At 70.0% G+C, this 10,218-nt stretch carries 11 protein-coding genes; 6 read left to right on the top strand and 5 right to left on the bottom strand.

The genetic code is table 11. From position 1 onward, the window contains the following. The coding region (locus GZ64_RS0112605; protein ID WP_156040319.1) for a hypothetical protein at positions 1-516 on the bottom strand (516 nt) is incomplete at its 3' end. Between the two features lie 163 nt (positions 517-679). Between GZ64_RS0112605 and GZ64_RS0112600 the strand changes: the two genes are divergently transcribed. The 3 genes from GZ64_RS0112600 to GZ64_RS0112590 are packed head-to-tail and all read left to right on the top strand — an operon-like array spanning position 680 to position 3,626. Beyond that, positions 680-1,786: a heme/hemin ABC transporter substrate-binding protein gene (locus tag GZ64_RS0112600; RefSeq protein WP_029266910.1), complete on the top strand. Its 1,107-nt coding sequence runs from the start codon at positions 680-682 to the stop codon at positions 1,784-1,786. Then, positions 1,783-2,856 (top strand): FecCD family ABC transporter permease, encoded by a 1,074-nt coding sequence (locus GZ64_RS0112595; protein WP_029258774.1) that lies wholly within the window; start codon positions 1,783-1,785, stop codon positions 2,854-2,856. Before GZ64_RS0112600 ends, GZ64_RS0112595 begins: the two co-directional genes overlap by 4 nt. After that, entirely contained in the window at positions 2,853-3,626 is a 774-nt protein-coding gene (locus tag GZ64_RS0112590; protein ID WP_029266908.1) for a heme ABC transporter ATP-binding protein, read from the top strand. Before GZ64_RS0112595 ends, GZ64_RS0112590 begins: the two co-directional genes overlap by 4 nt. 11 nt (positions 3,627-3,637) lie before the next feature. Here GZ64_RS0112590 and GZ64_RS0112585 read toward each other — a convergent pair whose 3' ends face one another. After that, positions 3,638-4,087 carry a MarR family winged helix-turn-helix transcriptional regulator gene (locus tag GZ64_RS0112585; RefSeq protein ID WP_029266907.1) on the bottom strand — a complete coding sequence of 150 codons (450 nt, stop codon included), beginning with the start codon at positions 4,085-4,087 and terminating at the stop codon, positions 3,638-3,640. A gap of 63 nt (positions 4,088-4,150) precedes the next feature. On the opposite strand from GZ64_RS0112585, the gene GZ64_RS0112580 reads away from it, so the two are divergent. From GZ64_RS0112580 to GZ64_RS0112570, 3 genes are all read left to right on the top strand, one after another. After that, positions 4,151-4,519: a VOC family protein gene (locus GZ64_RS0112580; protein WP_029266904.1), complete on the top strand. Its 369-nt coding sequence runs from the start codon at positions 4,151-4,153 to the stop codon at positions 4,517-4,519. Between the two features lie 64 nt (positions 4,520-4,583). Then, on the top strand, positions 4,584-5,360 hold the full coding sequence (locus GZ64_RS0112575; protein WP_051668029.1) for an inositol monophosphatase family protein: 777 nt from the start codon (positions 4,584-4,586) through the stop codon (positions 5,358-5,360). Between the two features lie 122 nt (positions 5,361-5,482). Continuing rightward, positions 5,483-5,935 carry a hypothetical protein gene (locus GZ64_RS0112570; RefSeq protein WP_029258779.1) on the top strand — a complete coding sequence of 151 codons (453 nt, stop codon included), beginning with the start codon at positions 5,483-5,485 and terminating at the stop codon, positions 5,933-5,935. A gap of 13 nt (positions 5,936-5,948) precedes the next feature. Here GZ64_RS0112570 and GZ64_RS0112565 read toward each other — a convergent pair whose 3' ends face one another. The 3 genes from GZ64_RS0112565 to GZ64_RS0112555 are packed head-to-tail and all read right to left on the bottom strand — an operon-like array spanning position 5,949 to position 10,211. Beyond that, positions 5,949-7,649, bottom strand: a complete 1,701-nt coding sequence (locus tag GZ64_RS0112565) for a dihydroxyacetone kinase family protein (protein WP_029258780.1) — start codon at positions 7,647-7,649, stop codon at positions 5,949-5,951. A gap of 1 nt (position 7,650) precedes the next feature. Continuing rightward, positions 7,651-8,724 carry an aminopeptidase gene (locus tag GZ64_RS19490; protein ID WP_051668027.1) on the bottom strand — a complete coding sequence of 358 codons (1,074 nt, stop codon included), beginning with the start codon at positions 8,722-8,724 and terminating at the stop codon, positions 7,651-7,653. Further along, complete coding sequence (locus GZ64_RS0112555; RefSeq protein ID WP_036331505.1) at positions 8,724-10,211, bottom strand: FGGY-family carbohydrate kinase; 1,488 nt, start codon at positions 10,209-10,211, stop codon at positions 8,724-8,726. Before GZ64_RS0112555 ends, GZ64_RS19490 begins: the two co-directional genes overlap by 1 nt. Positions 10,212-10,218 lie beyond the last annotated feature (7 nt).

The raw sequence follows: 10,218 nt of genomic DNA, 5'->3' as shown, positions 1-10,218 counted from the left end.
GGGGTCGGTCCCCGGATCCGTACCGGGGTCGGTCTCCGGATCCGTGGGGGCGGCACCGAACACCGCGTCCCACTGCCCGGCCGAGATGCCGACGTCGCCGCGGCCGTAGATCGTGGTCTCGTTCGGGTTCGAGTGCTTCTGCCAGACGAGAACCTCATAGGTCTTCGTGCGGTCCAGCGAGCCGGCCGGTGCGTCGAGCGTGAACGTGCTCGCCCCTCCGGCGACGGTCGGCATCACGAAGGCGGCGTACCCGCCACCACCGGAGAGGCCCGCCTCCGTCCCCTTCACGATGAGCGCCGCGTATGCGCCCTCGACTTCGGGGAGACCGCTCGCCTGCACCTGCACGCTCACTCCGGAGGTGCCTGCGGAGGCGACCGTGGCAGTGACCGTCGCGCCGGCGGCGTGCGCGGGTGGCACGATCACGGCGCCGGCGGCGATGAGAAGGAAGGAGACGAAGGCGGCGAGCAGCACGCGTATGCGTGCGCTCCCCGGGGATGCTGTGGCTGTGGCGTTCACGGTTCTCCACGGCTCCGGGCGCGCAGAAGCACACGCGCGCCGGCGGTGCCGCAATGCAGTCGGGCGAAGGTTGGGTTTTGGTTAGGCTCAGCTAAGTAAGCCGCCGAACCCGAGCGTAGAGGGGGGAATCAGCGCGCGTCAAGTTTTAGGATAGCCTTGCCTAATGCGTCGCGCTTCCGCCCTTCTCCTCGTCGCCGCGTTGGCCGTCGGACTCACGGCCTGCGCCGAGCCGGGAGGCGCGGCCGCACCGGCCGCCGTCGCCGACGATGACTGCCCCCAGGCATCCGTCCCGCTCGCCGCACTCGATCTGATCGACGACGTCCGCGCGCACATCGGCCCATCCACTGCCTGCCTCTCGACCCATGCGATCGAGCCCGTCGACGACGACAGCGCTCCGACGCTGCCTGTGACGGTGATCGACAGCGAAGGCCACGAGATCGAGATCACCGATATCGACCGGATCCTCCCGATCGACATCTCGGGCACGATCGCGTCGACCGTCTTCGCGCTCGGGCTCGGCGATCAGGTCGTCGGTCGCGACGCCTCCACCGTCTTCGCCGGCACCGAAGACCTTCCCGTCGTGACCAAGACCGGCCACACGCTCAACGCCGAGGCGATCCTCGAGCTGGCCCCGACCGTCGTCCTCACCGACACCACGATCGGCCCGAAGGAGGTGCGTCAGCAGTTGCGCGACGCGGGCATCGCCGTCGTCGTGATCTCCAGCGACCGTCGGCTCGACACCACCGACGCACTCGTGACCGAGATCGCCACCGCGCTCGGCGTGCCTCGCCGCGGGGAAGCGCTCATCGATCGACTGGACGCCTCGGTCGACGAGACGCTCGCGGAGATCGCCGAGGTCGTTCCCGCCGACGAAGCCGATCGCGCCCGGATGCTGTTCCTCTACGTCCGCGGAAGCGCGAACGTCTACTACATCTTCGGAGAGGACTCCGGGGCCGACTCGCTGATCGACGCGGTGGGCGGGGTCGATGTGGCGGCCGAGATCGGGTGGGAGGGCATGAAGCCGATGACCGCCGAGGCCCTCGTCGCCGCGCAGCCCGACGTGCTGGTGATGATGACCGACGGGCTCGAATCCGTGGGCGGCATCGACGGGCTGATCGAGCGGATCCCCGCCGTGGCGCAGACCCCCGCCGGTGCGAACCGTCGCGTGATCGACATGGCCGACAGCGAGATCCTGAGCTTCGGTCCGCGCACCGCCGACGTGATCGGCGCTCTGGCCCGCGCCCTGTACGCCCCCGAGCCCGCGAAGTGACCGGGGAGGTCGTCACCCCGACTCCGACGAGGCACCGGGGTCTGCGCTTCACCCTGGTGACGGTGGGCCTGGTGATCGCGCTCGCGATCACGTGCATCGTGTCGATCACGAGCGGGCAGTACGACCTCTCCCCCGCCTCCCTCATCGGCGTGCTCCTGCGCGGCGTCGGGGTCGACACCGCGTGGGCTCCGTCGGCTTCCACCGACTACGGCGTGATCTTCACCCTGCGCATGCCCCGCATCGTGCTCGGCCTCCTCGTCGGCGCCGCCCTCGCGGTCTCGGGCGTGCTCATGCAGGCGATCTTCGGCAACCCGCTCGCGGACGCGGGCGTGGTCGGCGTCTCCTCGGGCGCGGCGCTCGGCGCAGCGGCCAGCATCACGTTCGGGCTCGCGACCTTCGGCATGTGGACCACGCCCGCGTTCGCATTCCTCGGGGGCCTGGTCGCGGTGTTCTCGGTGTACTTCATCAGTCGCTCCGGAGGTCGCACCGAGGTCGTGACCCTCCTGCTCACCGGTATCGCCATCAATGCGATCGCCGGTGCCGGCATGGCCTTCTTCACTTTCCTCGGCACCACATCCACCCGCGAGCAGATCGTGTTCTGGCAGCTCGGTTCGCTGAACGGCGCGCTGTGGTCGAACATCCAGCTCGTCGCGCCGCTCGTGCTGATCGGCGTGGTGGTCGCGCTGATCGTCGCACCGAGCCTGGACCTCTTCGCCCTCGGCGAGCGCACCGCGCGACACCTCGGCGTCAATGTCGAGCTGCTGCGGATCGTGGTGATCGTGACGGTCGCGCTGCTGGTGTGCGCGGCGGTCGCCTTCGCCGGGATCATCGGATTCGCCGGTCTCGTCGTGCCACATCTGATGCGGATGATGATCGGCCCCGCCCACGTGCCGCTCGTGATCGCCTCGGCACTCGGCGGCGCACTGCTCATCGCGGTCGCCGACCTCGTGGCCCGCACGGCCGTGCCGCTCGCCGACCTGCCGATCGGCATGATCACCTCGCTCGTGGGCGGCCCGTTCTTCCTGTGGTTGCTCGTGCGCACCCGTCGTCGCTCGGGAGGGTGGGCATGACCGTCAGGCTCCGCGGGTCGGGACTCACCGTGCGCGTCGGCGAAGGGCGGACGATCCTCGACGACGCGTCCATCGCGATCCGCTCCGGAGAGGTCCACGCTCTCGTCGGGCCGAACGGGGCGGGCAAATCCACCCTGTTCGGAGTGCTCGCCGGAGATGTCACAGCACAGGCCGGCGCGGTCGAGCTCGACGGCCAGCCGATCGAGCGCGTCAAGCCGCGCACGCTCGCCCAGCAGCGGGCTGTGCTCCTGCAGGAGAACACCGTCACGTTTCCGTTCAGTGCAGAGCAGGTCGTGCGGATGGGAAGGACTCCCTGGGCCCGCACACCGGCGGCCGACGACGACGATGAACGGGTGTCCGCAGCGATGGCGCAGACCGAGGTCACGGCACTCCGGGCCCGTGCGGTGCCGTCGCTGTCCGGCGGCGAGCGCGCCAGGGTCGCCCTCGCCCGCGTGCTCGCCCAGAGCACCGGCCTCCTGCTGCTCGACGAACCGACCGCGGCTCTCGACCTGAAGCACCACGAAGACGTCATGCGGCTGATCCGCGGACGCGCGGATGCCGGGATCGCGGTCGCCATCGTGCTGCACGACCTCAATGCCGCCCTCGCGCATGCCGACCGCGTCACGCTGCTCGCCGAGGGCAGGGTCGCGGCGACGGGCACTCCGGCCGAGGTGCTGACCGCCGAGCGGATCGAGCAGGTCTACGGCCAGGCGGTCGACGTGTTCCCGCATCCGGTGACCGGGGTTCCGTTGGTGGTCGCTCGGCGCTGATCCGCTCGGGGCTAGGACTCCTCCCGCAGCGAGCGGATCATGCTCCGGAGGATCTTCAGCGCACCCGCCTGCTCGTCCTCGGTCATGCCGGAGAGCATCCGGACCTCGACCGAGCGGACGGCGGCAGTCGCCGTCGCGAGACTCTCACGACCGCGGTCGGTGAGGCGGGCGGGGAGAGCCTTGCCGACCGGGGCCTCCGCCGGCCTGGTCACGAACCCGTCCCGCTCCAGCGCCTGCAGCAGCACGTTCATCGACTGTCGCGTGACGAATGCGCCGCGCGCGAGCTCGGAGTTCGACAGCCCGGGTCGTTGCGCCAGCAGTTCGAGGCAGGAGTAGTGGGTGATGGTCATCCCGAGCGGGCGCAGCACCTCTTCCATCGCGGCACGCAGGGCGCTGGACGCTTCTTTCAGCAGGTAGCCCAGTGAGGTGTCGAGGTCGATCCCGTCGTGGTCTTGACTCATGTCAGTATTCTGACATACGCTGACCCGTGTCAGAAAACTGACACAAATGGAAGGACTTGCCTCATGCCCGTCACCGGCCCCGACTTCATCTCCCTTCAGGCACGCGACCTCGACGCCTCGCAGGCGTTCTACGAGCAGTCCCTCGGCCTCGTCCGCTCCCCGGCAGGACCGCCTCACGCCGTCGTCTTCGAGACGGCTCCGATCGCGTTCGCCCTCCGGGACATCGCCCCGGGCACCGACCTGACCGGTGTCGCCCAGCCCGGCATCGGCACCGCGATCTGGCTTCACGCCACTGATGTCCAGTCCATCCACGATGCACTCCTCGCCGATGGCCACACGATCGTCGCGGACCCGATCGACGGACCGTTCGGCCGCACCTTCACGTTCGCCGACCCCGACGGCTACCGGATCACCCTCCACGACCGCGCCTGACACCCTCCGCGTGAGCCGGCCGGCGCTACGCTGGAGGATCGCCCACCGGAGGACCGATATCGCCATGCCGTCTGCATCCGACCTGCTCGACATCGCCCTCTCCGCGGCCTCAGCCGGAGCCGCCGTGCTCGCCGAGGCGGCGAGGGATCGCGACGCCTCCTCCGATGGACTGGGACTCCGCACCAAGGGCGCATCCGGCGACGTGGTCACCGAGATCGATCTGCGGGCCGAACGCGCTATCCGCGCCTTGCTCGCCGAGCACCGCCCCGACGACGAGGTGTCTGGTGAGGAGTATGCGACCACCGGCGGCGGCTCCGCGCTCCGCTGGTCGATAGACCCGCTCGACGGCACATCGAACTTCGTGCGCGGGCTGCCGCACTACGGGTCGTCCGTCGCTGTGCAGGACGTGGACTCCGGTGTCTGGCTCGCCGGCGTCGTGCATGCGCCCGAGCTCGATCACGTCTACTCCGCGGGGTCAGGACTCGGCGCGTACCGCGAGTCTGGCGGCATCCGGAGACGGCTGCGCGGACCGGCGACCGACGCCACTCCCGTGCTGCTCGCCGTCGGGTTCTCCTACGACCCCGAGCAGCGGGCGCGGCAGCTCGCGGAGCTCCCGACGCGCATGTCGGCGTTCACGGATCTGCGCAGCATCGGGTCTGCCGCGCTCGGACTGTGCCTGGTCGCAGAGGGCAGCGTCGACGCCTTCATCGAAACCGACCTGTACGAGTTCGACTGGGCAGCGGGCGCGCTCATCGCCGAAGAGGCAGGGCTCATCGTGAAGCGTCCGGCGACTATGCGGGGCGGCATCGTCGCCCATCCACCGCACCTGCCGGTCGCGTAGACCGATCCGAAAGCCCGCGATCTCTCACCCGAACGGGGCTGGACGGGGACCGGCGCCCCTACAATCGCGGTGAGGCGAAGCGCCAGGCCGAGATCCGGGCACCGGCGCGAGGGAGGGCTCTGGTGTTCGGTTCGAAGAAGAGGAAGCAGAAGCTCGACGACCTGATGGAGCAGCTCCGTCCCGACCTGAGTCGGAAATCGCTCGGCGTCGGACCCGACTTCCCCGGCGTCGCCCCGAACCCGCTCCTGAGCGGTGAGGCACGCAGGCGCAATGCGGAACTGCGCACAGGCACGCTCGCGCTCGGCGTTCTCGTCGACTGGCGGGAGGTCAGCAGCGACGGCAGTCCCCGCGTGGTCCTGATGCTCGATGTGGAGACCGCCGACGGCATCTCGTTCCGCGGCATCGCGGACGAAGACCTCACGATCACCGCGCTCACCCGGCTCGCACCCGGGCAGACGATGCCGGTGCGCTACCGTCCGGCGGTCATGGACCACTACGTCGCCCTCGCCGAAGACGCCGACCCCGTCCGTGTTCAGGAGCTCGCCGACGAGATCGCGAGTCGCCGGCGGGGCTGACCCGCACCGCGCCCTAGACGCCGGTCTGACCTGTGCCCTGCTGCTCTCTCACGACCTCCTCGAGGAACCGTGCCACGGCGACCGAGCCGGGATCCGCGTGACCGACCGAGCGCTCCTGCTGCCAGCCCGCGCGACCACGCCGAGACTGCCATCCGCTGCTCTCGGTGACCGCGGCGAGCGCCGCCTCCGATGCTCCGGCCGCATCCGCTCCGGCCTCCAGCGCTTCCGCGACGGGGAGCAGCACGTCGATGACGGTCTTGTCGCCGCGCACGGCCCCGCCCTGCGCGCCGATCCTCGCCGCCACCGTCTGCACGATGTCGGCGAGGCCAGCGCGATCGAGGTGGATCCCCTGCGGCACCTGCTCCGCAGCGGCGAGCAGGCCGCTTCCGAGCAGAGCCGCGAAGGTCGAGGGGTTCGCTGCGGCGAACGCATCACCCGCCGCGCGCAGGATGCTGCGGGCGTCGAGGTCATCCGGAAGTTGTCGCAGTGCATCGGCGACCGCCGCGCTGCCGACCGCGACCGTGACACCGAGGTCGCCGTCGCCGAGCGCGGCATCCAGGGTGCGGAGCTCTTCGCGGTGCCGCTCCATCTGCGGCAGCACGGTCAGGAGCAGGTCGCGCAGGTCGCTGCGGGATCCGGCCAGGGTCACCTCGACCGTGGCCGCGTCTTCGTCAACGGCGGTCTCGGCCATGAGCACGCGCCCCACCGGAGCCGCCCCCTGACGGAAGAACGGTGATCCCGCCGGGTCGTGCAGCAGCTCCTCCAACTCGTCGTCGAGCTGCATGATCGACAGCGAGGCTCCGGCCATCTCCAGGCTTGTGACGTACTCGCCGATGAGCCGGTAGCCGATGGTCACCCCGGCGTCCGCGAGCGTGTGATGCACCCGCCGATACATCACGTAGAGCTCTTCGAGCGGCGTCGAGCCCAACCCGTTCACGAGCACGGCCACTCGGCGCCCCTCGGTCAGGTCGAGCTCCGTCCCGATCTCAGCCAGGAACCGGTCGGTGATCGCATCTGCCGTCTCCAACGGGCCGCGGTGGGTGCCGCGCTCTCCGTGGATGCCGACACCGATCTCCATCTCGCCCTCATCGAGCGTGAAGGTCTCCTCCCCCGCTGCCGGGAGCACGGTCGGCGACAGGCCGACCCCCATGGTGCGGGTCGACTCCGACGCCTTGCGGGTCACCCGCTCGACCTCGTCGAGGGAGGCCCCGCGGTCGGCCATCGCCCCCGCGACCTTGTAGACGAGCACGAGCCCTGCCACACCACGGCGGGAGTCCGCGCGATCGGTCGGCGCGGACTGGATGTCGTCGGCACCGAGCACCGTGCGCACCTCGATGCCCTCGGCACGGCAGCGCTCGGCGGCGATGTCGAAGTTCAGCACGTCGCCGCCGTAGTTTCCGTAGAGGTAGAGGAGTCCGGCGTCGGAGTGCACGGCGACGGACGCGGCATGGATCTGGGCGGAGCTCGGCGAGGAGAAGACGTTCCCCACGGCGACCGCCGAGCACAGGCCGCGACCGACGTAGCCGAGGAAGAACGGCAGGTGCCCCGAACCGCCACCCGTGACGATGCCGACGCGCCCCGGTGCCGGAGCATCCGTCCGCGCCAGCGCACGTCGGTCCGCCGTGACCGCCCGCAGCTCGTCGGGGTGCGCGAGGAGGATGCCTTCGAGCGTCTCGTCTACGAACGTCTGAGGGTCGTTGATGATCTTGCGCATGTCAGTGCTCCTGCCCGGAGAGGATCGGATCGTAGGCCGTGCGGTCGATGAGCACCCGCCCGTCGGCCTCGAGCCTGCCAGAGGACCGCAGGTCCTTCACGATGTCCCAGTGGATGGCCGACTCGTTCTTGCCCCCGCACTGCGGGTAGGAGCGGCCGAGCGCGATGTGCACCGTGCCGAGGATCTTCTCGTCGATCAGCAGGTCGCCGGTCATCGTCTGCACATGCGGGTTGGTGCCGATGCCGAGCTCGCCCACGCGGCGGGCGCCGTCGGCCTCGAGGATGCGCTCCACGAGGTCGAGGCCGCGGGTGGCCGACACCTTCTCCACCCGCCCTGCCACGAATTCGAGCCGGAGGTCGGAGATGGTCGCCCCGCCGAACCAGAACGAACCGGGGAACGTGATGTGCCCGTCGACGCCGTCTTCCACCGGAGCGGTGGCGACCTCGCCGTCGGGCAGATTCGCCTCCCCCGCGAACGGCACCCAGGTGCGGCCGGCGCAGTTCAGGCGCAGATCGGTGTCGTCGTCGAGGATGCGCACGACCGACGTGCTCTTCAACTCGACGCAGAGCTGTTCGAGGTGCGCGCGGTGCGCGGCCCAGTCGGCGAGCGTGCCGGCGAAGAACTCCCGCTCCAGTTGCGCGCGGGGCACACCGATGAGCGCCGCCCACTCAGGAGTGGGGATGCGCACGAGAGTCCACTTGGTGCCCTGCCAGCGTGCGGTCGACACGAGGCCCTTGCCCTCGCGCTGCAGGCTGAGCCTGGCGCCGTCGATCTCCTCCGCCGGCGGTTCCATACCTCGGAACGAGACGTGCACATCGGCCCACTCCATCGAAGCCAGCTCGAGCGGTGCGGCCTCACGCAGCAGCGACTCGCTCCCGTGTTCGAGCGCGAACCGGTCGTACTTCTCCTCGACGAGCAGCACCTGGGGCATCCCGCCCCGGCGATACACCTCCTCCACGAAGGCGTCCACGGCATCGAGCACCGAGGAGGTCGTCGCGAACACCGAGACCTTCGTGCCCTCGCCGACCTCGTTCACCTCGGCGAGATGCTCCGCCAGTTCCTGCCACCTGCTCATCAGTCCACCTCTCTCAGCGCGCGCAGGGCGCGGTACGTCTTCGGGAAACTCTCGTAGGCGGCCTGCAACTGCGGGGCGGGATTCTCCTGGGGTACGACCTCGCCCGGGAAGGCGACCCAGCTTGCGGCCTGCTTCTCCGTCACGGCACCCAGGCCGATCGCCGCGAGCATCGCATCCCCGTAGGCCGCCCCGAGCGTCGCGGCGGTCTGCTGACGAAGACCCGTCAGGTCACTGACCGTCTGCACCATCACCTCGTTGTGCGTTCCGCCGCCGATCGCGACCACGCGCGGCTCGGCAGCACCGGCATCGAGCAATGCGGAGACCGCGAGCGCGATCGACTCCCCGACCCCTTCGACCACCGCACGGGCGAGATCGGCACGACCGGTCGCGAGCGTGAGACCGCTGAACAAGGCCCTGGCATCGGGGTCGTGCAGGGGTGTGCGCTCCCCGCTGAAATGCGGCAGGTGCAGCACGCCGTTCGCGCCCGGCGGCGCTGAGCGCACGAGTTCCATCAGGCGCCCGAACATCGCCGTGTCGCCGTCGCCGTGGTCGAGTCCGAGCATGTCGGCGATCCATCGCGTCGCCGTGCCCGCCGTCGAGGTTCCGGCAGCGAGGACATAACGCCCGGGCAAAGCGAACGGCGCCGCCCACAGCCGCGGATCCGCATGCGGCTCGTCGGTCACGCGGATGAAGTACCCGCTCGATCCGTACATGAGCATCAGGTCGTCGGTGGCCACGACCGATGCGCCGACCGCCTCGGCGACGGCATCCGTCGTGCCCACCAGCACCGGAGTGCCCTCGGGGATGCCGGTCGCCATGGCCGCCGCGGCTGTGACCGTGCCCGCGACATCCGTCGACCACCCGAGCCGCGGCAGAGTCTCCGGGCGGATCAGGTCGTCGATCCCATCGAGGCCCCAGTCGAGCCGAGCGAGGTCATAGCCGGGGTGGAAGTACCCCGCCGTCGCGTGGTCGATCACGACTTCGCCGGTAAGGCGCGCGACCAGATAGCTCTGACTGGTGAGATACCACCGGGTGCGTGCGGCGACTGCTGGTTCGTTGCGCTCGATCCACAGGATCTTCGGGCCCGCGGACTGACTCGTCAGCGCATTGCCCGCCCGCCGGAAGATCTCCTCGCGCCCGAGGCGCGTCTCGAGGATGTCGATCTCCGCAGTGGCCCTGGTGTCGACCCCATAGAGGATGGCCGGGCGCAGCGGACGCAGCTCGGCATCGACCGGCAGCACGCACGGACCGATCGCGCTGCAGGCGACCGCGGCGATCACGGCATCCGGCATCGCCTTCCGTAGCGTCGAGGCGACCTCGACGACATCGTGCCACCACACTGCATCGGCATCCTGCTCGACCATGCCAGGCGCGGGAGTGCTGATCCCGTGCCGGACGCGCGCCTCGGCGTGCACGTGACCTGTGGCATCGATCAGCACGCCCTTGGTCTCATAGGTTCCGACATCGATGCCGAGGAACAGTTCCATCAGGATG

This window comes from Microbacterium sp. Cr-K32, from assembly GCF_000708345.1.
Classification (GTDB): domain Bacteria; phylum Actinomycetota; class Actinomycetes; order Actinomycetales; family Microbacteriaceae; genus Microbacterium; species Microbacterium maritypicum_A.
The sequence above is the reverse complement of the archived record's forward strand: the minus strand, read 5'-3'. Positions and strand labels throughout refer to the sequence as shown.

Bases quoted from the DNA above. Each gene is read 5' to 3' on its own strand.
- GZ64_RS0112600 (WP_029266910.1), top strand. From the start codon at position 680: ATGCGTCGCGCTTCCGCCCTTCTCCTCGTCGCCGCGTTGGCCGTCGGA.
- GZ64_RS0112590 (WP_029266908.1), top strand. From the start codon at position 2,853: ATGACCGTCAGGCTCCGCGGGTCGGGACTCACCGTGCGCGTCGGCGAA.
- GZ64_RS0112585 (WP_029266907.1), bottom strand. From the start codon at position 4,087: ATGAGTCAAGACCACGACGGGATCGACCTCGACACCTCACTGGGCTAC.
- GZ64_RS0112580 (WP_029266904.1), top strand. From the start codon at position 4,151: ATGCCCGTCACCGGCCCCGACTTCATCTCCCTTCAGGCACGCGACCTC.
- GZ64_RS0112575 (WP_051668029.1), top strand. From the start codon at position 4,584: ATGCCGTCTGCATCCGACCTGCTCGACATCGCCCTCTCCGCGGCCTCA.
- GZ64_RS0112565 (WP_029258780.1), bottom strand. From the start codon at position 7,649: ATGCGCAAGATCATCAACGACCCTCAGACGTTCGTAGACGAGACGCTC.
- GZ64_RS19490 (WP_051668027.1), bottom strand. From the start codon at position 8,724: ATGAGCAGGTGGCAGGAACTGGCGGAGCATCTCGCCGAGGTGAACGAG.
- GZ64_RS0112555 (WP_036331505.1), bottom strand. From the start codon at position 10,211: ATGGAACTGTTCCTCGGCATCGATGTCGGAACCTATGAGACCAAGGGC.